Below are 25,896 nucleotides of genomic sequence, written 5' to 3'. Positions count from 1 at the left end.
TTAAGGTGTTGTTGTATAGTTTGTTAAGTGTTTATTGAGTGGCGGCAATGTATTATTTTATTAAAATTGCCGCCAGTAATAAATACCGTATATAAAATTAATTATTTATAAAGCTTAGACTATTTCTTTAGCTTTTTCGTAGTTTTCTATAACTTTAAACAGCGCATCAGAATAGTTAAATAGATCGTCGAGAGAAGTAATTTCGCTACGTACCTCTTTACGTTGTTCATCAAGTGTTACAAAGTATTTTTTGGTGCCATTAAAATAAAGGCGGCAAATAGTTTTGCGGTTGTTGTTATCTAATAGTATGGCAAAATAAGAAAGGGCATCGCGGTAGGTAACCCTTGCTACGGGTATTTTCTGCCTTAATATTGTTTTGATGATCATAAAACCTTCAAGCTCTTCTTCGGTAGTAACAATCTGGTTAGGATCTGCCGGTGCTTCGGGTGCTAAGGCGGCATCCTGTTCCTGTACAACAGCACTCTCTTTTGTAAGTGCTGATTTTAATCTCTCTGTTATAAGGTCGCTAATATATTGGTGCAGTGATATTTTTGTAAGGTTAGTAAACTGCTCTAATACCTTTGCCGTTATAACACTTGGGTATACCTGACGTGCAAAATGCTTTACAAAATCCGGGCTCGGACTTGCAAATTCGGCATTGATAAGTTTTTTAAGCTCATTAGTGTGCTTAAGGTCGCTGGCTGTGTTAACTATATTATCAAAATCGTAATATGCTTTATGAAACTTTTTAAGCTCTTCGATCTGGTTGTCTTTTATATCGGTAATATCAAAAGAGAAAAAGGGTTTCTCATCCATTTTGTTAGACTCAACCAAATCAGTATAAAACCTATACTCAATGCCATTGGTAAGTATAGAAAATTTAGCCTTTGTGGTATGAAAGTATCTAAACAACTGCGATGCATTGTTTACATTTAACGGGGCAGCATGGTGTTTGCACTCTATAAGAATAATGGGTTCGCCATTTTGCATAATGGCATAATCTATTTTTTCGCCTTGTTTAATACCTATGTCTGCAACCAGTTCCGGTGTAACCTCAAAGGGGTTAAATACATCATAGCCTAACTCTTTAATAAAAGGCATTATAAAAGCATTTTTTGTAGCTTCTTCTGTATTTACCTGGGCTTTAAGTTTACCAACCCTGTCGCCCAACATTTTTATCTGATCTTTAAAGTCCATAATGCTTGATATTTATTTTTTGAAAGTAGTCTCTCTATAGGTTATTGTAATACATTGTTTTATCATTCCAAACCTACTAAACTTAAAAATGTTAATTTTAAGGGAATCCTTATTTTTATAAAATTTTCATAAATATATGCAGGCAAAAAAATACCGGCTGTTAAGCCGGTACAAGTACTAAGAAATAAAAAAACAAATAGTCATTAATTCTGGGGAATTAATTTGGGGGCAACGCCGTTATATTTTAGTAAAAGGTGTTGGGCAATATCCTGTTGGCTAATAATATTGTGGCCGGGCAATATCATTTCTGTTTGCCCGGTAACCGGATTAATAAACAGTGCGGCACCTGGCCTGCAATTTTTAAATCGGTATTGCAATGCCTGTAATCCTTTAACTAAGCCATGTTGTGCTGTAACCTCAAAAACAAAATGCGAACACGATTTTTTAAACAAGCAATTACGTCGCTTATTTTTGGGTATGGCCAACCAGTAAAATTTAATTATTACGAGTAAAAGATGCCTCATTTTTTAAACACCACCATTTGATTAGCGGTAGTGTAGCCTGGTTTGGCTGCTATGCCAAAGCATCCGGCGTCTGGCTGTACAAAGGTGGTAACACTCTCAAGCCCTACGTAAGTCCAGCCTTTGGCGGTATAGCTTGTAATGGTAGCTTCTAATTGTTGGGCTACATGGTTGGTATTGCCGCTTTTTGAATCTATTGAGGCAACAAAGGGTACAACTTTATATTCCATTGTGGGTAAAGTTTAAATTTTGTCAAACCTAATACACTTAAAAATGCCTATTGTAAGGGAATCCTCATTTTGTAAAAATTAATAATTGGGCGGTTACACAAGTCCCATATCTTTGGCAATACTAATAAGGTGGGTTGTGTTCCTGGCCTGTAGCGAGGTACGCATTTTTATAATGCGTTTTTCTACGCTGCTTATGCTTTGCGCTTTTTTTCTTTCGGTTTTAAAAGCTTCTACAATTTCGTTCTGGCTAAGGCCATCGGCAAGCAATGTAATAATTTCGAGGTCCAGGGCATCCATTTCTAAAAGCATATCGGGTTTTCTTAAATGCGATAGTTGTGGCGAAAGATAATTATTGCCCTTATAAATTTCGGTAATGGCTTTTTGTAGCTGGGCGGCACTATCGCGGCTTTTAAGCACATAGCCGTTTATGTTGCATTCGTCTAACAGGTAGCGTATTTTATAGCCACGCTCTTCTATAGAATAGGCAATTATTTTAAGGGGCCAGTTTTGCTCGCGTATCGCCTTTATAAGATCTTCGCCCGAGGCAAGAATATTGTTACGGTTGCCACCTGTAAAGGAGAGGTCTGTAATAAGCAAGTCAAAAGGGTCGTCATCCAAGTGGGCTTTCTTTAGCTTTAAAAAAGCGTCATCACAGTATTTTGCATAATAAACGGTTTGGATATTTAATGTATCTAACAGCATTTTAAGGCCCATACCTATGCTGTCTATATCTTCGGCAACCAGAATTTTTTTAAACATACGCTGAATTATAGTGGAATTGCAATTGAAATTTTTAATCCTTTAGTTATGTCATCAAAAGTAATGGTACCGTTTATTGATTTTATGCGGTTTTCCGCATTTTGCAATCCGTTTTTGTAAAAAAAATTATTTTTCTTAATCCCTACGCCGTTATCTGCATAGCTAATATGTAGTTTTTTATCGGCTACCGTAAATTTTACAACTACCAGGGTAGCCTGGCTGTGTTTTTTCATGTTTACCATAAACTCCTGCAATACACGGTATATGGTAACTTTTTTATGCTCGTCCAGCACATTCCACGAAACAGAATGGGTATTTACGGGCAGTACATTAAGCTGTGGCGTTTTATAGCGGGCCAGCATTTCTATAAGCACAATATAAAAATCGTTGCCGGTATCTACACTGCTGTTTTCTCTGGAAATATCGCGTGTTTTTTCGTAAACAGAATCGAGCCTCTTTAAAAGTGTTTCTTTTTTATCATCGGTATCAAAATGTAGCGATTCGGTAAACATCATGGTATCAAACATATCGTTAGCCAGCTCATCATGAATTTTTTTAGATATGCGGCTTTCGGTATTATACACCTCAATAATTTTTGCTTTTTTATGCTTAAGCCTTTGTACAATAACAATAAAAAATGCAGTAGCTACTGCACCACAGGCAATCATAACAAATACAAGTTTAAGTACTCTGTCGTTTTGTGCCTGTAGCTTATTTTGAGTTTGTTGATTTTTTAACCTTAAATTTTCTGCCTCGGTATTTTTAGAGTTGTACTTTATACTTGCAAATTCGCTTTTATTTTTAAGCCGCATTTTAGTAAGGCTATCGTTAATAGTAAAATAGCCAATAGCCTCTTTTTTAGATTCTTTTTCCGGCAAAACATTAATCAGGATTTGTAATGCGGTTAAACGTTCGTCTGGATTTTTAATTTTTGTGGCAATATTGTACGCTTTAAGTGCATAACTTGCGGCAACTTTTTTATTTTTAGCAGCGTAATATTTAGCCAGTTGTATGTTGCCCGATAACATACCCGGAAGGTCGTTTGTTTTTAGCCTTATGTTAAGCGAATTTTGAAGATAACTTAACGCAGCAGGATTATTAATGGTTTGATAAATGCTGCCTATGTTATTTAATACTCTTGCCTTGGCACTTAAGTTTGTTTGTACAATTGCAGATGCATTTAAAGCGGTTAAAATTTTTAATGCCGATGTATAATCTTTTTTATCAAAATAAACCATTGCAATATTATTTTGTACAATAGATTTAGATATAGAATCTTTGGCAATTTTTGCAGCCTGGTTATAATATTCAATTGCCTTATCGAAGTTTAAAAGCTTTCTGTAACAAATACCTAATAAATTGTAAGCTTCGCTCAGGTATATTTGGTTGTGGCTGTTTTTAAGGTATAACAAAGCCTCGGTAGCGTTTTCTTCGCTGCCAAAATAATCGCCCGAAATTTTTTGTGTTTCGGCCATTCTAAGCAGTGCATAGCCACACCTTAAACTGTCTTTATGCAGCGTATACAGCTGTTTAGCTTTATTGTAGTAATAAAAAGCACTATCGTATGCCTGCCCGTTACTGTTGGCTATTGCTTTATTTAAAGTTGTATTAATATAGGCTAAAGTATCATCGTTATAATATACCTCATCAGATATAGGTTTGGCCGCATTTTTATTATTGCATGAAAACACTATTGCAATTATAAGGACAATAAAAAACGGGGAATAAATCTTAAAATTAAGTTTCATTCCCCGAAATTAGTAAAAATTCATAAAGAGCAGCCAAATATTATTTTGGCTTTACGGGCGGTGGGGGCGGGGGCGGAATGGGTATTAGGCCATCATCGGTACTAAACCCATCGGCATAGCTATCAGGGTTGTTGGTATCGCTCACACTTTCGTTATCGCAAGACATTGCTATACTGCCCAGCAGCGATAGGGCTGCCAGCAAAACTATTTTTTTCATTTGTTTTGGTTCTTAAAAATTAAACATGGGGCAACCTGCAGGTGCTTTTAGCCATAAGGCGGTAAGCACCCGTTTTGGGTATGCCAATAATTTTTTTGGGAAGTGTAGTGTGCTAACAAAACCACGGGCAGATTATACTTCCCGGAATAACTGTTGCAGTTTTGTAAAGCAGCACTATGTTAAAATGTTAAAACTTGTTTTGTACATTTGCCCTGTTGCGCAACAAGGCAGTAACTAATTACAGGGCAAAGAAATGGCAGATAATTACGTTTAAAAGCACAGAATTCCTGTTATTCCGGGCATTCCTATTAATTCCAAAAAAATCCTGTCGATTCCAAATTCAATACAAATAGCAGCTATTATGGATGATTATAAAAAAGCGATTTTAGCTCAGTACGAAAGTGTAAAAGAAGGTGCACACGCCGATTTATTATTGCCTGCAACTACCGCTAAGCTTAAAGAATTAAGTTTAGTACTGTTTGATGCTTTAAGTAGCGACGACAAAAAAATCTACGAACGTTTTTTTGGTCCTGAAGCATTAAGCTTTAGCAGTATTAAGAAGTTTGATAATGATAAATTTAGGCCTTTAGTAAGATTTTTAAGGGGAGGTGTTGCTCCTAAAAGTGTGGCAAGTATAGAGTTGCTGGCAATTTTAGTAGACCTTGAGCCAAGACCTTTTCAAAAATTCAGAAAGCAGGAAGGCTTAACAGGAGTTGGTAAGGATAAAACCTCTCTTGGGATAGAAAATGGGGGAGTGGGACAAATTCAGTCTTTTTATAGGGATAGTAGTCGGCAGAATGATGTGTTAGGAAAAGAAGGGGTAGAAAATGAGCCGTTAGAAAAGACGGAGCCTGATATAATTGATATTAGCACAACAGCACCCAAAGTTGTGCATCAAAAATATTTTGCCGTTGGGCGTAGCGAAAGATTGCAGGCAAGGCAAAATTTACTTAAAATAGCAGTAATTATTGTGCTATTTTGTACTGTGGCTGCATTTGCGGTTAAAGATTTATTTTTAGATAGTAATGGCTGTATGGTTTGGAATAAAGATCATTACGAAACCGCGCCCTGCGATAATAATGTTAATGCTTTAGCAAATAACCCAACTGTGCCTTTAAGCGAAGATTTGCTTACTTACCAAAAAAAAATAGAGGTGTCTGATACCACTACTTTTTATAATACTGACGGTAGCCCACGGGTTTGGTACGGCAAATCTGCCGATAAAGTATACGAGTATTTTACCTACCCCGGCTTACACCCTGAAACGCATAAAACGCTTAAAAAAATAACCGATTATATGATAAAAAAGCATATTAAAAATAAGCGTTAAATATTGGTTATTTGTTTTTGCACTTGACATTTAGAAGGCGGAGAAGCAAAATATAAAATATGGCAGTTAAATTACCACCTAATTATAATTTTTTGTTTGCCGGTAACTGCGTACTCTTTAGATGCCGACGAAGATTTAAGAGGCTTAAATACTGTTTGGTTTTTACCTTCTGTTAGTAACACTTGTACCTTAAGCTTTGCTTTTTTATCATTAAACAATATCATTAATCGGGAAACAAAAAGGTTACTGCCAATAATGCTGAATGAAATAGATTTTTCTGTGGCAACTGGTTTTGTAATTGGGTAGTCTGTAAAAAGCATACAAGCAGCACCTTCTATTTTTAAGTATTGCCTTGGCACCACACCAAAGCCCACGCCGGCGCCATACACTTCCTGGCCTACCTGCCCGTGCTGTTCCCAACCGTCCTGCAGGTCTTCTACGGGTATCCATAATTTAGGGTCCACCTCTCCGGTTTTAACTTCTTTAGATAAAATATCTTCCGGCAATAGCGGAGGGTAGTAACACGGCAAGCGGCTAACACTGTAGCGTATAAGCTCTGGCAACAGCAGCATTACCGATGGCAGGATAGGAGCCTTTATAGCAACGGCTTCTTTAATATAATCGTTAAGCGCGGCATAAACTTCCATCTCCTCATAAGCTGCCTTGTACGGCGCATCATTAAGCGGAAAGATGCCAAAAAAATTATCAAAGTTGGTGGCATTGCCATAATTGCATTCCCACAACTGTACGTTTTTCATAATTCCGGCAATGCAAAGGTAACTAACATCTAAAAAAAGTTGTTCTTTAGTCTCTTTATAGAGCCTAAGCATTGCCAGGGCAGAAAAAGCTGTATTATTGGCCTGGTAAAAAATAGCCATGCCCATATCCTTCAGCTTTCTGGCAGCTCTAAGGGCTTCGTTAAGGTATTTTTTTTCGCCTGTTACCCTCCACACGTTTACCATTAAGTGGGCATAGCCACCGGCTACGTCTTTTTCGCCACCCTTGCCAGGAACTGTTTCTGCCTTTAAGGTTTCCAGCGTATCCATTTTATAGAAAACCGGCCAAACATAATCAAAATGATGTGCCACCTTAATTGCATATCCTATAGATTTAAGCAGTAGTTCTTTAGCTTCCTTATCGCCATTCAGCGCCAGTTTAGAAAGGTTCATTAACGGGTGGTGCAGGTACCAGGAATCCATGGTCATGGCCTTTTTTTGCTCTTCAGATTCGTCCAGCTCTCCACGTTGCGATGGCAGCCACCGCGAAATAGTTTGCAGCTTATCATCATAAAAAGCCTCTAAGCCGCCTTTAATCTCATCAATTACCTGAAAGCTCTCGCCCGTCCACTGTGCGTACTCATTTATAGCCCACAGTACAGATAGCTGCACCATAATTTCAGATGGGGTTTTATAATCGCACAGGTAAGCATTAAGATACGGATGACCTTTTGCGTAGGTCCAGCAGCCTTTATTAAATGTTAGGTCGTGCAGGGCTTTTTTAGACATTTCCGGCCAGTCGCGGTAGGTGGTATCCGGTTTTGGTATCACACTGTAAATTGCGGCTAAATGGTTAAGATAATGCTTTGCAACGCTAACATCGTCTTCGGGAATATCGGGGCTGAATAATACATACGCATCAGACAGTGCAACTTCTGTTCCCGCAGGTAGTGCCTTTTCTGTGGTAACGGGCAGGCTAAAACCAATTTCAGGCCATTGTCCACCAACAGTTTCAGATAGCGAGGTTTGTGTAGCATTGCAATATTCTGAGACTGAAGTAAGGTTTTGAAAGTACAAAAACGACCCTTTTTTAGGACTTATACTGCTGCCAAAAAGCAAACCGGAACGTGTGCCCTGTTGGTGCAGGTATAGGGTACCGGAGGTATTTTCTATGCTGCCATTTTCGGTAAGAGGTACTATATCTTTAGGCCAGTAAGGTATTACAAGGTCTAAATTGGGTGTAAACATTGTTTTGTAGTGTAAAATGGCATTGTCAGGATCTGGGAAATCCATTACCATTTTGTAGCTGCCTATTTCTGTTTGCAGCACCAACGTGCAACCCGAGTTGTTTTCGGTTATGTCTGTAACTTCAAAATTACAATTTAAGCCAAATGCGGCGCGAAAGCCAAGCTTGCAGCCATTTGGTGCCGTGCTAACAATCCAGATAGCATTGTCCGCATTATGCAGGGTATAAGCATACTCTAAAAACATTTTTTTAAGAAGAACGGCACTGTTCTTAATTGCTGATTGCGCCGTTGCTGCCCAGGGTGTAATCAGTTTCATATTTTAGCAGGAGGTTTACATTTATGTATTTATACAAAAATAACCTTCCGTAAAAAAAAACGCTTTACAAGAAACTGTTTACTTTCTTACAATATTACGCATGCTGTTAGCAACACCTGCAGGGCGTATATTGCTATATTGGGAAGAATACGCTAAATGCGGCCCCCTTGCCGGGAGTGCCTTCTGCAGTAATAAACCCCTGGTGTTTTGTCATTATCTTTTTACAGATGGCCAGGCCTATGCCTGTACCGCTGTATTTATCTTTGCTGTGCAGCCTAAAAAAAGGTTCGAATAGTTTTGCGGCGTGATCGTTAGAAAAGCCTATGCCGTTATCTTGTACCGTTATCTTAATGTATTTTATGTTGCGGGTGCCGGGCATTACAGAGAGTTCACTATGGGTTGCCTCTGTACAATCTATGGTTATGGCCGGTGCAATGTTGGGGTTGGCATATTTTAATGCGTTGCCAATAAGGTTTATAAATAACTGGCGTATTAGCGTGGGCATTGCACGTAGAACGGGTAGGGGGGCACTGTTTACAACAGCCCCTTTGGCAGTAATACTATCTGATAATTCCTGGTCTATAACCTCGTGGATTAGCGCATCAAAGTCGGTGTCGAATAATTGGAAATCGTCTGAATTGCTAATGTGCGAGTAATGCAGCAAATCTTCGGTTAGCTGTTGCATGCGGTTGGTAGATACCAATATGCGGGTTAGGTGGTCGGCACTTTCGTGGGTAAGTTTCGACTGCTCATCGCTTAAAATAAGCTTGCTAAAGGTATGTATTTTTCTAAGCGGCTCCTGCAAATCGTGACTTGCAATGTAACTAAACGATGACAGCTCTTTATTGCTTTCTTCCAATGCTATGTTATTTTTTTCGAGCAGGCTGTTAACCGTGCGTATCTCTGTCATATCATCTATGGCAATAAGGATAAGCTGTTCGCCTAAATTTTCGTTGATAATAGGGCGGGCATTAAGCAGCATAACGCGTTCTCCAATTTGGGGCAGGAGTATTTCGAGCTCAAAATTCTCCACTTTGGTATCAGATGATATTACCTTTAAAAGTTGCTCTTTAAGGCTTGCATTGTGCCATTTGCCATCAAAAAGGTCAAATAGCAGCTTGCCGGCAGTGTCCTGCTCTGTGGTTTTAAAATATTTGTAAAACGATGCATTGGCACTCTTAACCCGCAAGTCGGCGTCAAGCACAATCAGCGGCTCCCGAATGGTCTCTACAATAGAGGCAGAGTACATCCTGGAAAGCGATAGTTGCTCCTGGCGGTCTTTAAGCTCGGCATTTACACTGTTAAGCTCTTCGTTGTTAGACAACAGCTCTTCGGTAGATGTTTCCAGCTCTTCGTTAAGGGTTTGCAGTTCTTCGCTGTTGCTTAAAAGTTCTTCGTTGGCACTTTGCAGCTCTTCATACGCCACTTCCTGGTCTTCGGTAACACGGCGAATATCATCGCGCATTTGCTGCAATTCGGCTTCAAGCTGCTGTATGCGCTCCAACTCGGCACTTTTATGCTGCGATAAAAAATCAGGGTCTATTGGTATAACCGTATTTTTATGAAAAAGCAGCAGGTAATACTGCTCGCCATTTTCTTCAATATTTTTAACTTCCAGGTTAACTGTAAAGTCTTTATCCCTTACGGGCAGGTTTTCCTTCAGCTCGCTACCGCCACCTTTTTTTACCTTTACAAGGGCATTGCGCACCTCGAAAGCAAGGTCTTCGTGCAGCATTTTGTACACGTTAAAATTGGGCTTGCCCTGCGATGGCTGCAGGTAGGGGCTGGTATCGCCATGAAAATGTATAATATCCTTGGTTTCGTCTAAAATTAGCGACGCCGGGGTATATTTGGTAAATAAGAGTTCGTTAACCTTTTTCTGGATGTTGCTGCCCGCAACTTCTATTTTTGCCTGCGGATGGCTTAAGTTGGTTGCGGTAACACCCTGCTGCCCGTAGGGTGCGGGTATAAAACTATCATTAACACTTTTGCGGCTGTATATTTTTTGGTTTTTAACCAAAGGGTCAAATAGGTTGGCTACGTTATTAATAGTTTCAGATTTGCCAATAAACAATACGCCATTGGGCCTAAGGGCGTAATGGAAGGTATTAAGCGCTTTTTTTTGTAAAAAGCGATCCATGTAAATCAGCACATTTCGGCACGATATAAGGTCCATCCGGGCAAAAGGCGGATCTTTAACAAAGTTATGTATGGCAAACACGCACATTTCTCTTATCTCTTTTTTTACATGGTACACACCATCTATTTTAGAAAAGTGGGCGTTTAAACGCTCTGTAGATACGTTTTGTACATCGGCACTGCTGTAAACAGCGGCGCGGGCTTTGGCAATTACATTTTCGGATATATCCGATGCAAAAACCTGTATTTTCATATCGGGGTGCGTAGTGCCAAAAAACTCTTTTAGGCAAATAGCCATAGAGTAAGCCTCCTCTCCGGTAGAGCATCCTGCCACCCAGGCACGTATGCCTTCGGCAGGTATCTTATCTTTTGCAATGTGCGGCAAAGCCTCGTTTACCAGTGTGCTAAAGTTTCTGGAATCTCTAAAAAAGTAACTTACCGGAATCAGCACATCGTTAAACAGCGCATCTTGTTCTTTACGGTCTTTTTGCACAAGGTTTAGGTAAGCGGCCATATCATCAATCTTGCAAATAACCATTCGGCGGGCAATCCTGCGGCGCATTGTGGGCTGCTTGTAATGGTTAAAATCATTACCGGTACGTTGGTGCAGTACCCTTATAATCTGTTTAAAAAGCTCGTCTTCGTTGTCTGTTGCCTTGTCAGTACTATCTGCATAGGCAAAACTCTGCTCGTAGGCGGTATCAATGCATTGTAGTTGTGCCGGTATCTCTTCGGCAGTTAGTACAAAATCGGCAGCGCCGGCCCTTATGGCGCTAAGTGGCATGCCTTCAAAAGAGGCGTCATCGGGCAACTGGGCAAAGGTAGAGCCGCCATATTCTTTAATAATTTTTAATCCTTCGGTACCGTCATAGCCGGTGCCGGATAATACAACACCCCTGGCAAAGCTTCGGTGCACCTCGGCCAGCGATTTAAAAAATATATCAATAGGCTTATTTAATTTACCATTAACGTCGCGCGGGGCAAGGTTAAGTTTACCATCATAAGCCGTTAAAATCTTATTCTCCGGTATAATATATATGGTGTTGGGCTGTAGCTCAATATCGTTTACTATCTCTAACACCGGTATTTTTGTCTGGCGCGCTAATATTTCGGGCAGCAGGCTCTCGTGGTGTGCCGCTAAATGCTGCACCAATACATAGGCCATTCCCGAATTTTCGGGAATTTTACTTAAAAGGCGGCTAAAAGCATCGAGCCCCCCGGCCGAAGCCCCAACACCAACAATAGGAAAGTTTACGGTTGATTTTTTAGGTATATAATTTTCTAAAAGCATAATTACTAATGTAATAGGTGTAAAAGCTAACGACTATTGTGTATTAGGATGCCTGCACAGGCCCCAGTAATCTAAAATAACTTTAATGGTATTTTTTGAATTTTGGTAATCAGGGCCTTTTTTAAAGAATCCCTGTGTTGTCATGTTTAAAAAGGCATTATTAACATCGGCCTGGTTGGCTACCGATGAGTAAAAAATAAACGGTATGCTTTTTCTGCGCAATTTTGGGTCGTCATCAAGGGTTTTCTTAAATTCGAGCCCGCCCATGCCCGGCAAATTTGTATCTGAAATGATTACAAATATCGACTGAAAGGTTGTGCACAGGTAGTCCATAGCACTTTCGGCGGTTTCAAACCACTTTAGCTCGTTAGGCAGCTTTAGCTCCTTAAAAATCTCTCCTAAAAATGTACGGTCGTCCATATCATCTTCGATAATAACAATTACACCAGATTTTGACATAGAATTTATATTTGTTGATAATTACTACTTCTCAATTTCTTATAACTTCTGTGTACTAACGTCAAAAATAGATAACACAGCACAGTTTCAGTTACATAATAATTTTAATTTCTTGCAATTAAAACAGTGGTAAGGTACTTTTTATTCGCAACTTTTATAGCCTAATTTTATTAATACTTATCAATTAGGTTAATTAAAAGCAGTACTGGCTATCATTATGCAACACCAATGATAAATTGTGTAAGTTATTATACGCTGTAATATGGCAAATTTGTAATCATATCAAAACAATTAATCTAATTATTATGGCAACCCCAACAAGTAAAAATACAGGGGCACCTAAAAAGGCTGCCCCGGCAAAAAAAACAACATCTAAAAGCGCAGACGGAAAAGTTAAGGCTAAAAGCGACGCTGCCGAAGGGCTACGCGAACTGTTTATTGATAGCCTTAAAGATATTTACTGGGCAGAGAAGGCATTGGTAAAAACCCTGCCTAAAATGGCTAAAAATGCCACTACAGAGAGCCTTGTGGCTGCTATAGAAGAGCATACCGAAGTTACCATTGCACAGGTGCAAAAGGTAGAGAGTGTTTTTGAATTGCTTGGCGAAAAAGCGGTTGCTAAAAAATGCGAAGCCATGGACGGGCTTATTAAAGAAGGCCAGGAAATTATGGAAAGCACCGAATCTGGCCCTGTGCGCGATGCCGGTATTATTGCCGCATCTCAAAAAATTGAACATTACGAAATTGCTACTTACGGAACCCTTGTGGCATTTGCTAAAACGCTTGGCGAAAATGAGGCAGCGGCTATTTTGGAAGAAATTTTAAACGAAGAAAAAGAAGCCGACTCTGTACTAACCGATGCCGCTTACAACGATATTAATTTTGAAGCTGCCGGCGAAGACGGTGTGGAAGGCGAAGATGACGCTGTTAAAACAGGCGATGCTATTTGAGGAGAAACAGCTATAAGGTTATATTTCAGGTTGCCTTACTAATCCTGCTATAATTATGTTACCGTTTTGACAGACGGTTCGTAATTGTGGCGGGATTTTATTGTAAACTGTATAATTAGAGGTAAATGTCTGGGGACTAAGCATACACAAATGTTATATTGTTGCTAATTAACGCTATTTTTAGAACGTACCTTATTTTATAGTTTAAATTTACTGCAAAACCGCCCCTGCCATGAAACTATATTTAAGTTACAATTTTGATAAGGCCTGCAGGACTATCTTACAGGAGCAGTTAGATAAGTTTAATTTTAAGTATACTTTAGAGGGGCCGGGTATAGTGCATTTTGCAGACAGTATGCCCATGCACGATTATAAGTTATTGCAAGAGCAGCTGCAACATTATGGTATTGAGATAGTAGACAATCAAAAGGCCATTATGGTGCAAAAAATTAAGGGAGCTATTTTAGCAATGCTCGCCGAAAAAGATATGCCGCAAATTAAGATATCTACCTACCTGGCTATGCAGCTTAACGAAAATTACAGAACACTGTCTAACGTGTTTAACGAAGTTTGCCATATATCGATAGAGAGTTTTATTATTATTCAAAAAATTGAGAAGGTAAAGCAATTGCTTGTAAATGAGAGCCTGTCGCTTACAGAAATTTCTTTTTTAATGAATTACAGCAGTGTGGCCCACTTATCTAACCAGTTTAAAAAAATTACGGGTTTTAACCCTACCGTGTTTCAAAAAGTGCTGCAAAACAAACGTGCCTTAACAAATAACATCAATTAACATTAAAATTATGGACCCGGAAAAACTTTACATTTTGCTTGCGGAAGATGATCAGGACGACCGCCGTTTTTTTAAGAAAGTCTTTGATAGTTTAAAAATTACGCATACCCTGAGTATGTGCGAAGATGGCCTGGAGCTTATGGCCTACCTGGACGATACACATAAACTGCCCCATATTATATTTTTGGATATAAGCATGCCGGGCAAATCAGGCATGGAGTGCTTAAAAGCCATACGTTCTAACAGCAGGTACCGCGATACTACGGTGGCTATGTACTCCAGTATATCATCTGAAGATACGGTTGAGGAAGCTTTTGTATTTGGCGCCAATATTTTTATCAAAAAGCCCAACGATTTTGATAAGCTTAAAAAAATACTGACCGAGGTAACTTACATCAATTGGCAATATGTAACCGATGGCCTTAATCGCGAAAATTACATGATAAATTATTACACTAACGTGCCCGATAAATTTTTATAAAAAGTAAATCCTTCCCCTCGGGGCGGGATTTTTTTTTGCAGTGCAAAAGTTGTCAATCTCAAAGTCCGAAAGTGAAATATTAAGCACTTTTTGGGCTGTTTTTAGTCAAATATAATGTTTAAGGATACAAGCCATTTGCAAAAAAATGTAAGAGGCCAAAAGGCAATTATAACCAATTTTGTATAACTAAAACCAACGTTATGAAAAATGCAAAAATATTGCTAATCGCTTCAGGATTAGTGTTTAGCTTATCTATAGCTTCATGTAAAAATGATAACCCAAATGGCACCCAAACCCACGACAGCAACTATAATGGTACTGCTACAGAGAGTGCTACGAGTATGGGAGCTTCAGATTCTATTACGGTAGATGGCGGTAACCCGGGCGAGGGCACCTCGACATCAGGCAGCGGCGATGCTACAACCAACTCAGGCACAGGCGCATCGGGCGAGGTTACACCTGGTAATCAGACCTCTGGATCAGGAAAATCGCAATAATGGCATTTATGTGCTAATGCACAACCCCCAATAATACGTGTGTTACTTTTTGGATGAGCCGGGCTATGCCCGGCTTTTTGCTTATTATAATTTTTTAAGTGTTTTAAAATCAGTTTAACCTGCTTAAATATTAGTAGTTATTTACCTTATAATCAATTAGGTAATTGTTTTTATATTGTTGTAAAGAGAATATCTATTGAATTATCTTTACCTTATCAGCATAGCGTTTTGGGGCTGCTGGTGTCTCGGCCGCATAACCTAATGATATGTTTATGGCTACATCATTCGGGCATCTTCTTTTGCACCGATTGCGCGTTCAGATTTGGCATCCCAGCGCTTGGGATCCCAGGTTCTTTTGGTTGAAATCTCTTTACGGATAGCATCTACGGATACACGTGCGTACACGTAACGCAGGGTAGGTTCCTTGCGGGACGGCTTTAACATGAAGCTTAAGCCATAGCTTTTCTCTAACATAATTCAAAAAATTAAAAATTAATAATGTAGAATTATGAACCAATCATTTAAAATCATCAAGGGTATTACCCCCGTTGTCTTTCAGTGTTTTACACTGTCTTACAGTGCATTTTTTGGTGCAATTTTTCGGGCAATTTACATTGCACCGGCAAATGACCCAACTTTATGTGCATTTTTGAAAATTTTGCATGTTGCAGGGAAAATAAAAAAGCCTGCAAATATCAAAATTTGCAGGCTTTAAAGGCTTTTCGAGACGTTTTGTGCGTTTTTGGCAACTTTACAAAGTATGCCTAAAACTGTCTCAGTGGAGTGAGTGGGACTTCTATCGAACACTTAATACCCGTTTTGACTTTTTTTGAAGCCTTAAAATAGGATGAATGTAAAAACAACGACGCCATTGTCTTCCAATGGTGTTGTTTGTCTTTTTGTGGAATGAGTGAGATTTCTACCGAACACCTTATACCTGTTTTGACGCTATTTAATGAGATTAAAAACACAAACTAGATTATATAGTGGTTTAGGACGAGTTAATGTAGTGCTGTAATTTATGTATAAATAGGGCAATTAAACTCCCTAGTAAAATTTAGTAATTCCATTTTGGGCCAGGTGAAATTTGCTTCTATATTATTTAAGTTCTATGAGTTAATTACCATATTAGTTAACACGCATATTTTTTTTGGTGTAATTGTAATCAGTTTAATGAAAACTTTTATCTTTAAAATCTTTAAAAGCTTACTTTATTTACACAACCTCTTTCTCTGTATAAAATGAATATAAATATATCGGTAAAGCAATTAGGGAAAAAGTACCCAATACTTGAGCAGAAAAGTATTGATTTTGTTGTGACAAACCCTTTTATCGCCACTCGAAAATTTATTGAATTAATTGTAGAGCACCAGGTACAATTATTTAATTCTTCATCGTTTGTATTTGACGATACAGACAAAATTCATCTTCCTAATGAAAATTATTTACCCATTTTAACAGATACGGGCAAAGCAGGTTTTGGATCCATTTATAATTACAATAAAATTGATTTATCCACTGCCATAAAAACTGCCCTTTTGGCTTTTGAAGATGGTATGTATACTATTTTCTATGGTGATGATGAACTTGATGATCTAAATACAGAAATAAATTTAGAAGAAAACAAAGCATTTACATTTATCAGGCTTACTTTTTTAGCAGGTAGCTACTGGTAGTACAAACATTCCAACCTTAAAAATATATATAATGTCTATTGAAGTTATACTTAAACTTAAAGTAACAGAAGATCCGGTTAAAAGATATAAAAAAGAGTTGCAGGAAGTTATTAATAGTAATTTGCTTTCTAAGCTATTATCTAAAAATAAATTAAAGAAAGAAGTAGCCGAATTTGGCCTGGCTTTAGTTACTCTCACCCGGCATGATTATAATAATTGGTATGTTTTTCTTGGTTCTGATAAATGTACTCCTTTTGAAAAATGGATAACAGACGGCATGTGGGAAGATAAAAACTATTATAGTTTATTAGTTTATTTTTTTGGAGAAAAATGTGCTGACTACGTAAAAGAAGCGTGGAGCAGGCTGCCACAAAAAATGTTTCAAAATGGTTATGAAAGGCGATCGTTCAGGGCACCGGCAAATAAAAAATATTTATTGGTTAACCAAATCAATTTTTTGCGATCATTAGTTAATGTTTCTAGTACATATAGTTACCCAAATACAACTTTTTATGATTTAACTTTTGAAGAACAAATTTGTTTTGATACTGAGGTTACAAATAATACTAACCAGTTCATGCTATGGTCGGCAGCAATAGATATGGATAAGACCGGTTTATTTGAGTTATTTGAAGACATTATTTTTAATAAACATCCGCAGGGAAAGGTATCCCGCAATATCATTAAAGCACTTTTAAACAGTAATAAAAAAGAGTGCTGGCAACTTGTAGAAAAGCTATTGCTTGCTGCACAGCGACAGGAAGGACTACGGCAAACAATTTTAGAGGCGCTAGATGAAACCAGTATTGGAGCTATACAATACATGATAAATGTAATTATAGAACATAAGCTAACGCGTTTTTCATCGGTTGTAAGAGCTATTGATACCTGGACAGGTTTGGGGTGGGAGGCAGAGAAAGAAACTACTATAAGAAACATTATTCAATTAGCAGCGTCTTATTTCTCAAATCAAGAATCTATTTCAACCGGAATTTACAGTAAAAACAATAATGAAGCCTACATGGCTTTGTGGGTACAGGGTGTTTTTGATGTAGAGGCAACGGTTCCTTATTTACATGAATTGCTGGAAAAAGGATCGGTTGAAAAAAAATGCCTTGCATTAAAATTTACTGGTGAAACGCAAGACCCGTATATCGAAATGCCACTGTATTTTAAGGCGCTTAAAGATGATAACCTGCAGGTACTGGCTTTTACCCTCCCACGTATGAATAACTTATTAGGAGCCAATTCAAAATCGGGCTTTTATATTAACAATGCTGATTACCCTGGTTTTTTTGAAAAAGTTTATGGCCTGGCACAGTCTGTCACCGTTAAGAACAAGGTTTTTGAAAGCAAAGTATTTTCATGGTTAAAAGTTACATTTGAAAAAGACGCACTTTATACGGCCGCTATTAATTTAATAGGTGATGATGCTGATAAGCTGGAGCGCATCTTATCTCATTTTGAAGAAATGTCGATAGATCTCCGGACTACTCTGGCGAGGAGGGTATTAGGCGATTTTTACCAGTATTCCTTTTATAGTTCAAGCAGCAGCCCTGAAGATGATAAAAAAATTCCTACTGATTTCCAGAGAAATTTTGCTTTACGCATTTTAAAAGACAGGGGAGAATCGCTCGTGGCCTCGGCAATATATACGCTTAAAAAAGTAGAATTAAGAGATGAGGAGTTAGCACTATTCCAGGACTTATTTAAACGAAAAAGTTCTAATTTAAAAAAGAATTTAATTGAGATAATCCTGCGCCAGAAAGACAGTAAAATTGAAAATTTTGTTGATAAGATATTAGATAATGGCGATTTAGAGCAGCGTATGTCGGCTTTAGACATGATGCTGCAACTGCAAAAAAAAGACAGGCTGGCAAAAAAAGTAAACAACTGGGTAAGCGATTATGCATTACGCCCAAAAATTACCGAAAAAGAATTAAAATTTATAGAACAACTTGAGCCTTCAAAAAAAGAAGAGGCTCTAAGTGCGGAAAATGGGTATGGTTTTTATAACCCGGGCCAAATTTCAGATTATTCGTTACCTAAACAAGATAATAATTCGCTGTATGCCAAAGCTGTAAAAATGCATAAGTATGGTTTTTCTAAACCAATGACTCATATAAAAGATGAAATTACTAAGCTTTATAAATTATTTGAGGAACATAAAAATTATGAGTATACTACTGAGTATCATGATAACAGAAAAGAAACGATACTTTTAGCAAATTCCTTCAGGCAAATAAAAATTCTGGCAGACAATGCTGATAAAGAAGCAATTATAAAAAATTATCCTTTATACGGTATTTGGTGTAGCTGGTTTGAAAATTCTGGGTTAGCCGAAAGGGATTTATTTCTGTTAACCCTTGTGGGCAATTGCGACAGAAAAATATTTAAGGATTTCCTTGAAAAGCATGTGTTTTATTTTTTCGATTTTATTCCAAATCCTATGAAGCCCGCGTATGAGTGGAATAATCCAATATTGGGTATAATAAAGGCATTACAGCTAAACTACCCGTTTAAAGAAAAAGAAGATTTTTTGATTGATGCTTCTAGCGCTTTATTTTCTGATATGCCAAAAGATATCCTGAATTATGAGCATGTGCCACCAAAGAACCAATATTACTATGGACCTGATAAAGGTAAAGGCTGGCAAAGCCAGGGATTTTGTGATATCTATTTAAACAGTATTAATTTAGAGTTATTAACTAAAGAACAAAGTAAAAATGTTTGGAATTTATACAGATGGAGGCAATTATCGGGATTAAAAAAAAACGTAGAGCACGCAAAACCGCCTGTTTATATGTACTGCTTGGCTTACGAACAAAAGATAATATCTGAAGGCGAATTATATGAAGGGCTTGTTGAATCTGAAAGATTGTCTGTTTTAACAGGGGAAACCAAGCATTACAACCACTTTGGGAGTGAAAATTTAATAAAGAAATTCCCGTTTCTGACACCAATGATTGACCAGATCAGGAATGCATTTTTAGACGTTGAAATAAAGCGCGGCGATTCTAATACTCCGGTCACTCATTTTGTACAGGCTTTTCAAAAAATATACGGAATTACCCGGTTTATAGAATTGCTTACCGGCTTAGGCAAATCAAGCTTATATAAAGGTTACATTTATTCCTGGAGCTATACAGAATTAACTAAGCAAAAACTATTTAGTTTTTTATTAAAAAAATGCTATCCGTTAAACTCTGACACTCAAGAAGTATTTAACGAGCATATTGCCACGGCAAAAATATCTGAAGAGCGGCTTATTCAGGCTGCTATATATGCTCCGCAATGGCAAAAATATATTAGTAACTATTTAGACTGGAAAGGCCTGGACGAAGGAATTTGGTGGTTACATGCACATACAAAAACAGCAGCTTACAGCAATGTAAATTCTGAATTGGAAAGTGAGGCCGCTAAATTCTCGGTTATAGACCTTCAGGATTTTAAAGACGGCGCTGTTGATAGCAATTGGTTTATGTCAGCCTATAAGCAATTAGGTAAGCTAAAATGGGAACTTTTATATGAAGCTGCTAAGTATGTAACAGATGGAAATGGGCACAGGCGCGCGCGCCTGTATGCAGATACAATTACCGGAGACCTTAAAATAAGAGAGGTTACTGCAAAAATTAAAAACAAAAGGGATCAGGATTATTTACGTGTTTACGGATTAGTGCCTTTAAGTAAAACAAGCCCTGAAAAAGATATTTTAGCACGATACGAATATTTACAGCAATTTAAAAAGGAGAGCAGAGAATTTGGCGCTATGAAACTGACCAGCGAAGCACTTGCTGTTAGGGTTGCCTTAGAAAATCTAGCCCGAAATGCTGGATATCCTGATCCTGTGCGTTTAACCTGGGCTATGGAGACCAAACAGGTACAAAATATTTTATCAAAAGAAACAGAAGTAACTATTGATGATGTAGCTGTGCGCCTTATAATAAACGAAGAAGGTAAAGCAGATATAGTTACTTTAAAAGGAGGTAAAGAACTAAAGGCTGTTCCGCCAAACATAAAAAAAGATAAAGCTATTCTTGAATTAGCCGGTTACAGAAAAACCATGCGCGAGCAATGGATACGCTCTAAAAAAGGATTAGAAGAAAGCATGGTTAGAGGAGATGAGTTTTTATTTTCAGAGATCAAAAACCTTTTTGAGCATCCCATTATTTCCAGACACCTGGAGAAGCTGGTTTTTATATCTAATGATGATAGAAATGGCTTTTATATAAACGGGAATCTTGTTAATGCATTAGGTGAAATAACTGCTTTAGATGAACATCAAACTTTAAGAATTGCCCATTGTTATGATTTACATAAAAATAATGTATGGACAGATTATCAGGCATATTGTTTTGATAATAAGCATATTCAGCCTTTTAAGCAGGTGTTTAGGGAGTTGTATATACCCACAGTTGATGAATTAAGCGAGAAATCTGTTTCCAGAAGGTATGCGGGACACCAGGTGCATCCTAAGCAAACTTTAGCTTTATTGAAGAATAGAGGATGGAAGGTAGATTATGAAGAAGGATTGCAAAAAGTTTTTCATAAAGAGGGCTACCAGGTTAAAATGTATGCCATGGCAAATTGGTTTTCTCCTGCAGATATAGAGAGTCCTACCTTAGAGACTATTGAATTTCATTCTTTAAAGGATTATAAAAATATTGCATTTGAAGATATTAACCCAAGGATATTTTCTGAAGTAATGCGGGATATAGATTTAGTAGTCAGCGTTGCCCATGTAGGTGGTGTAGACCCTGAGGCAAGCCATTCATCTATAGAAATGAGGGTTGTATTGATTAAGGAAACATTACGACTGTTTAAAATTAAAAATGTTGAAATAAAGCAAAACCATGCTTTGGTTAAAGGCACAATGGCTAACTATAGCATTCATTTAGGCAGTGCTGTTGTACACCAGGTTCCCGGAAAGTATTTGTCAGTCTTACCGGTACATTCGCAGCATAGGGGGCGTCTATTTTTACCATTTGCAGATGATGACCCAAAATCAGCAGAAGTTATGTCGAAAGTAATTTTATTCGCTAAAGATGATAAAATACAAGATCCTACCATCTTAAGCCAGATTGACAAAAGGTATGTAAGTGAAACGCTCGAATAAAATTATACCCCATTTGAGAAAAGCGTAGTGAGCGGGATTTCTATCGAATACTTGATACCAATTTTGACGTTTTTTGAAGCCTTAAAATAGAATAAATGTAAAAACAACAACGCCATTGTCTTCCAATGGAGTTGTTTGTCTTTTGTTGAGTGGGCGGATCTCTATCGAACACTTGATACCTGTTTTGACTTTTTTTAAAAATAGTTAATAAAAGACTATCACCAGCACTGAAATACTAATGAATATTTAGATATATAAAATGTTGTGGTTGGAAACATCGATCAAAAAATAGCTATACCAACCGGTCCCTTGAAACTTGGCAGTTATTGTTGCTCTGAACTCTTGGCTTCGTTAGTTGCCTTCTCCTTAAATATGCTAGGATAAGCCTCACTAATATCTTCGTCTACTTTTCCTTTAATACCATAATGGTACATGTATAGCCCATACGGTGTGATGTCAAGATGATTACCCCAAATGGAGATTGTGCCAGAATTGGTAAGCAGAGGGTAGCGGTGCTTTGCATCGTCATATATACCTCCATAAAAAGGAGTTTTGAACTCTGCCATGTCATCAAATAATGACACGCCATACATGTTTAACTGATTGAGACAGTAGCTCAAATTGACAAAATCATCCCAGCCATAGGCTTCGTTCAGGTGGGCAGCAAAAAGGTTGGCAAACACTTTCGACTTTTCGATTTGAAGGAAAGTATCGTTGAATATCATTATTTGCTCCATCACTTTCGCACGATATTTATCGTTCGCAGCGAATTCCTCCCGAAACTTGTCAAATTTATCCTCAGACAATTTTCCAGAGTGAAATTCTTTAAGAAAAGTTAGAATTTTTTTAGCAAAGAATATTTCCTTGACTTTTAATCCAGATTTAACAACACCAACTACTGTTTTAACAATCGGTATTTCCTTTAGAATATCATCGCTAACAAAGGCATCTAAGCCTATCTCAGCATAGTCCAGTGCATTGTCGAAATTATTAGAAATCAGTGACATCCCTACTTCCTTAGTGGTGTCTTTATGTTCCGCGTAGGACTCCTCTGTTTTTATATCAGCCATAATTTATATGCTAAGCTATGTAATATTAATCAAATTGATAATCTTCAAATAAATGTTTTCACCATTCTTCATAGTTACAATAGTACGACAAAAGCAGAATACTACGATTGATGTTATTTAGTAAATTGAAATCTATTTTTGAGACAAAAAAATTAAGCGAAGCAATTTGTGAAGTACGTTAAAAAAATAACGCCACTGTCTTCCAGTGGCGTTATTTGTCTTTTGTGGAGTGAATGGGGTTTCTATCGAACACCTGATACCTGTTTTGACATTTTTTGAAGGGCTTAAAATAGTATAAATAATGAAACAACAAAGCCATTGTCTTCCAATGGCGTTGTTTGTCTTTTTGTGGACTGAGAGGGACTCCAGTCGAACATCTTATACACATTTAATTGTTTTTAAATAAGATAGATTTACAAAAAAAACATAATTAATCAAAAATTACAATTTCAGCTTCAATATATTTTACAGCACTAAATAGCTTCACTTTATGATATACCCATACTTTTATATCATGCATTGGAGGTGCAGCAACAATCATTAAAGGATTTTGCAAACGTGCTTCTTTATGATTAGCAATTTTACTAATAGTCTTTTTATCTTCACAACTCAAATATGAATATGAATTGGGATGTGTATGCCAGTCTCCTAAATAAGTTATTAGCTGATTAGATTCTTTATATATCTCACTAATTTTACTCTGATGAAATAGTTGATCTGGTTGAAATGTATTATAATTATGGACTGCATCTTCACCTGGACCAATTAGATCTGTAATTACAAACTCCCAAAGTGATACACGATATCCCATAAGTATACCTCCCGTCTCCAGTGGCGACCACATAAGACCACTTGAAAAAATGTCATTTATGATAATATTCTTAATCCAAATTTTATATCTCATTTGTCTATTCTTTATTGCAGTATGGACAATCAGGATGTTTTGTCAATTGGTGTGTCGTCCATTTTGGAAAAATCGGATTTCCGTGATCGTCGATCAATGAGAGTATCCCAATATCGCCCGGCATATCAGCATACCCGCTTTCCAACTTGCAGATAGTACCTATTGCCAATCTTACTCCAGCGCTTACAATATTATCTAATTCAAAACTTGTTCCTGTAAATGTTATGTCTCCGCAACCAACAGCTTGAACGTTTCCATTAAGATTAGTTGGTGGATGGGGAATATCTCCATTTTTTAATGCATACTGAAAGCACATCCAACATCCTTTTGTAAGTTTGGGAATATACCGCATTACTACACCACCCCAAACCCCAGGAGTACCATATATTGACAGAAATGAAATATCACGCTTTTTTGCTTCCTCCGAAAGATAATGACTAACACCTGTTTCAGCTGTAGCATCATAAATAAGAGAAGCCCCAGAAATAATTTCTTCGATTGATGGAAGATTAGATAAATCTATAGGTAATTTTCGTATTCCAACTTCAGGAATTCCAACTCGATAATTAAATTTATTTATTTTTATATAGGGATAATTCTCATTTAAAAAACGCTCTAAAGCATCAGTTTTAAACATTCCGGCATACATAACCCCAAGAGGCCATCTAACTATCGTTCCCGCACTGATCGTATCAAAATCTATTAAAGTAATTTCTCCTATCCCATTTTTCGCAAATTCAATAACAGATGGGGCACCTAGAGCACCTAAACCAAAAACTACAACTTTTTTTCCTGATAGTAGTTTTAAGGATGGATTACGAAAATTTAGCTCATTTAAACTAATACGATTAACTTTTGAATAATATGTACCTCTATTAGCAATTGAAACATTTCTTCCGTTCTGCTTTTTTTCTAAAGGTTGGGTTACTGTAATTATAAAGAGCCATCCCCAAGAAATACTACCAGGAACGTGTTCTTCTGGAAATGTAATTCCTACGACATTTTCAATCGTGTGGCCTTTTTTAAGCGTCACGGGACGATTAGCTTTTAAAAATTTGTCTTTTTTTTCAAAATCTATTAATTTTATAAGCCAATTATAATCCTTGTTCGCATCACCATAAGGGGGCCTTTCTTTCAAACGATAAACAAAACCAGTCATCCTGGATGGAAATATAGTCGATATTTCTTCAGGCAACTTACCTAAAGAGTCACCCTTTAAATCAAAACTTTCAAGCGCAACCATCCTTGTAGGAACTTCAGCATTTAAGGGTATACCCAATTTTATTTTGCCGATTAGCTCAACAGGATGATTTGCAACTACCACTGTATCGAAAACCGTTGTGTCAAAAATAATCGAAGCATTATTAATACTTGGATAGTACTCGGAAACTGGCTCTGCTTGTTCGTCTGCGTTTGCTTTTAAAATATCTGAATCTATTATTACACCTTCAGTTAAAACTTTAGGTAATTGCTCTTTAAGATATTCAACTAATGTACTTTGGGGCATCCAATAAGACGATAATCGCGGCAGTAAACAAAGATTCTTATCTATGATATTTTGATGTCTGGGTAAATTAATTTCCTCAGCATAAATCTCTGGTCTAAAGTAAGGATATGAACTTGGGAAAACTGCTGTCAACTTTATAGGCAAAAACTCATTTGGAATTAGTGCGAAATTACTTTGTTCTGTAATCTCTAAATTAAGGCGTAAAATGCCTTGCTTTTTTAATTCTTCGTCAATGTCAAAAGCTATATTATTTACTTGAAGGTCGTGTTGTTCTCGAACCCACCTATCTGGATTATCAATATACCACATAATTATAAACCCACTTTTCGATCGCTAGGAGCTGTTGGGGGATTTTGTGGACCAGGGCCTGGATTTGGTGGAGGATTACCGCCTCCAGAGTGATCATCACCAAAGCCAAGGCGATTCATAACACATTCAACAAATGTTTTTCGAGAACGTGGTGCAGGAACAGAATTGCAACATAATTTGATAGCTGTTCTAATTTTATCTGTTGATATACTAGGAAATTTTCCATGAATCTTTTTTACAAGATAATCAACTTCCCATTCTTCCTCACATGAAAAAAAATGCTTATCATGTTCTTTTTTTTTACGATCATCATAGTCAGCCCAGTCTTCGTTTAAAATTGTTTCTTTAGACATAAAATATTTTAGTTATAGATTAATATTGATTTCAAATGTAATTAACTCATTTTGAATAAATTTGAGGGTT

The 25,896-nt window shown here is 37.3% G+C and carries 22 protein-coding genes; 8 read left to right on the top strand and 14 right to left on the bottom strand.

The genetic code is table 11. The annotated features are described in order from the left end of the window. Positions 1-114 precede the first annotated feature (114 nt). The 6 genes from G509_RS0116260 to G509_RS23435 form a co-directional block, all read right to left on the bottom strand. On the bottom strand, positions 115-1,197 hold the full coding sequence (locus G509_RS0116260; RefSeq protein ID WP_026992505.1) for a type I restriction endonuclease: 1,083 nt from the start codon (positions 1,195-1,197) through the stop codon (positions 115-117). A gap of 203 nt (positions 1,198-1,400) precedes the next feature. After that, on the bottom strand, positions 1,401-1,721 hold the full coding sequence (yidD, locus tag G509_RS22330) for a membrane protein insertion efficiency factor YidD (protein WP_051200298.1): 321 nt from the start codon (positions 1,719-1,721) through the stop codon (positions 1,401-1,403). Further along, on the bottom strand, positions 1,718-1,948 hold the full coding sequence (locus G509_RS0116250; protein ID WP_026992504.1) for a hypothetical protein: 231 nt from the start codon (positions 1,946-1,948) through the stop codon (positions 1,718-1,720). The genes yidD and G509_RS0116250 overlap by 4 nt, the downstream gene beginning before the upstream one ends. Positions 1,949-2,041: 93 nt before the next feature. Then, positions 2,042-2,707 (bottom strand): response regulator transcription factor, encoded by a 666-nt coding sequence (locus tag G509_RS0116245; protein WP_026992503.1) that lies wholly within the window; start codon positions 2,705-2,707, stop codon positions 2,042-2,044. 8 nt (positions 2,708-2,715) lie between these two features. Continuing rightward, positions 2,716-4,455, bottom strand: coding sequence for a tetratricopeptide repeat-containing sensor histidine kinase (locus G509_RS0116240; RefSeq protein ID WP_051200296.1), 1,740 nt, complete (start codon positions 4,453-4,455; stop codon positions 2,716-2,718). Between the two features lie 40 nt (positions 4,456-4,495). After that, on the bottom strand, positions 4,496-4,672 hold the full coding sequence (locus G509_RS23435; protein ID WP_154657779.1) for a hypothetical protein: 177 nt from the start codon (positions 4,670-4,672) through the stop codon (positions 4,496-4,498). Between the two features lie 361 nt (positions 4,673-5,033). On the opposite strand from G509_RS23435, the gene G509_RS0116225 reads away from it, so the two are divergent. Continuing rightward, complete coding sequence (locus tag G509_RS0116225; protein WP_026992500.1) at positions 5,034-6,002, top strand: hypothetical protein; 969 nt, start codon at positions 5,034-5,036, stop codon at positions 6,000-6,002. Between the two features lie 71 nt (positions 6,003-6,073). Here G509_RS0116225 and G509_RS0116220 read toward each other — a convergent pair whose 3' ends face one another. The 3 genes from G509_RS0116220 to G509_RS0116210 all read right to left on the bottom strand — a co-directional run bounded on the left by G509_RS0116220 (position 6,074) and on the right by G509_RS0116210 (position 12,170). After that, on the bottom strand, positions 6,074-8,281 hold the full coding sequence (locus G509_RS0116220) for a hypothetical protein (RefSeq protein ID WP_026992499.1): 2,208 nt from the start codon (positions 8,279-8,281) through the stop codon (positions 6,074-6,076). Positions 8,282-8,414: 133 nt separating this feature from the next. Further along, positions 8,415-11,711, bottom strand: coding sequence for a CheR family methyltransferase (locus G509_RS22325; protein ID WP_051200293.1), 3,297 nt, complete (start codon positions 11,709-11,711; stop codon positions 8,415-8,417). Positions 11,712-11,744: 33 nt separating this feature from the next. Continuing rightward, positions 11,745-12,170, bottom strand: coding sequence for a response regulator (locus G509_RS0116210; RefSeq protein ID WP_026992498.1), 426 nt, complete (start codon positions 12,168-12,170; stop codon positions 11,745-11,747). A gap of 305 nt (positions 12,171-12,475) precedes the next feature. Between G509_RS0116210 and G509_RS22320 the strand changes: the two genes are divergently transcribed. The 4 genes from G509_RS22320 to G509_RS0116190 all read left to right on the top strand — a co-directional run bounded on the left by G509_RS22320 (position 12,476) and on the right by G509_RS0116190 (position 14,891). Then, positions 12,476-13,120, top strand: a complete 645-nt coding sequence (locus G509_RS22320) for a YciE/YciF ferroxidase family protein (RefSeq protein ID WP_035739040.1) — start codon at positions 12,476-12,478, stop codon at positions 13,118-13,120. Between the two features lie 232 nt (positions 13,121-13,352). Further along, positions 13,353-13,913: a helix-turn-helix domain-containing protein gene (locus tag G509_RS0116200; RefSeq protein WP_026992497.1), complete on the top strand. Its 561-nt coding sequence runs from the start codon at positions 13,353-13,355 to the stop codon at positions 13,911-13,913. A gap of 10 nt (positions 13,914-13,923) precedes the next feature. Then, positions 13,924-14,394 carry a response regulator gene (locus G509_RS0116195; protein WP_026992496.1) on the top strand — a complete coding sequence of 157 codons (471 nt, stop codon included), beginning with the start codon at positions 13,924-13,926 and terminating at the stop codon, positions 14,392-14,394. Between the two features lie 200 nt (positions 14,395-14,594). Beyond that, a complete protein-coding gene (locus G509_RS0116190; protein ID WP_026992495.1) occupies positions 14,595-14,891 on the top strand; it encodes a hypothetical protein in 297 nt (98 codons plus the stop codon). A gap of 276 nt (positions 14,892-15,167) precedes the next feature. On the opposite strand, the gene G509_RS0116185 is transcribed toward G509_RS0116190, so the two are convergent. After that, the gene (locus tag G509_RS0116185) at positions 15,168-15,365 is read right to left on the bottom strand and encodes a hypothetical protein (protein WP_026992494.1); all 198 of its coding nucleotides are present in this window, start codon (positions 15,363-15,365) and stop codon (positions 15,168-15,170) included. Positions 15,366-15,399: 34 nt separating this feature from the next. Here G509_RS0116185 and G509_RS23430 point away from each other — a divergent pair, with 34 nt between their 5' ends. From G509_RS23430 to G509_RS0116165, 3 genes are all read left to right on the top strand, one after another. Continuing rightward, positions 15,400-15,606: a hypothetical protein gene (locus G509_RS23430; RefSeq protein ID WP_131450699.1), complete on the top strand. Its 207-nt coding sequence runs from the start codon at positions 15,400-15,402 to the stop codon at positions 15,604-15,606. Positions 15,607-16,132: 526 nt separating this feature from the next. After that, positions 16,133-16,567: a hypothetical protein gene (locus tag G509_RS0116170; protein ID WP_026992493.1), complete on the top strand. Its 435-nt coding sequence runs from the start codon at positions 16,133-16,135 to the stop codon at positions 16,565-16,567. 31 nt (positions 16,568-16,598) lie between these two features. Next, complete coding sequence (locus G509_RS0116165) at positions 16,599-21,683, top strand: DUF4132 domain-containing protein (RefSeq protein ID WP_026992492.1); 5,085 nt, start codon at positions 16,599-16,601, stop codon at positions 21,681-21,683. 323 nt (positions 21,684-22,006) lie between these two features. Here G509_RS0116165 and G509_RS0116160 read toward each other — a convergent pair whose 3' ends face one another. The 4 genes from G509_RS0116160 to G509_RS0116145 all read right to left on the bottom strand — a co-directional run bounded on the left by G509_RS0116160 (position 22,007) and on the right by G509_RS0116145 (position 25,826). Further along, positions 22,007-22,753, bottom strand: a complete 747-nt coding sequence (locus G509_RS0116160) for a hypothetical protein (RefSeq protein WP_026992491.1) — start codon at positions 22,751-22,753, stop codon at positions 22,007-22,009. 430 nt (positions 22,754-23,183) lie between these two features. After that, positions 23,184-23,657: a Mov34/MPN/PAD-1 family protein gene (locus G509_RS22985; RefSeq protein ID WP_051200291.1), complete on the bottom strand. Its 474-nt coding sequence runs from the start codon at positions 23,655-23,657 to the stop codon at positions 23,184-23,186. 4 nt (positions 23,658-23,661) lie between these two features. Next, positions 23,662-25,473: a ThiF family adenylyltransferase gene (locus G509_RS0116150; protein ID WP_026992490.1), complete on the bottom strand. Its 1,812-nt coding sequence runs from the start codon at positions 25,471-25,473 to the stop codon at positions 23,662-23,664. 2 nt (positions 25,474-25,475) lie between these two features. Continuing rightward, positions 25,476-25,826, bottom strand: a complete 351-nt coding sequence (locus G509_RS0116145; protein WP_026992489.1) for a hypothetical protein — start codon at positions 25,824-25,826, stop codon at positions 25,476-25,478. Positions 25,827-25,896: the final 70 nt, after the last annotated feature.

Source organism: Flavobacterium subsaxonicum WB 4.1-42 = DSM 21790, from assembly GCF_000422725.1.
In the GTDB taxonomy this organism is placed as follows: Bacteria; Bacteroidota; Bacteroidia; order Flavobacteriales; family Flavobacteriaceae; genus Flavobacterium; species Flavobacterium subsaxonicum.
The sequence above is the reverse complement of the archived record's forward strand: the minus strand, read 5'-3'. Positions and strand labels throughout refer to the sequence as shown.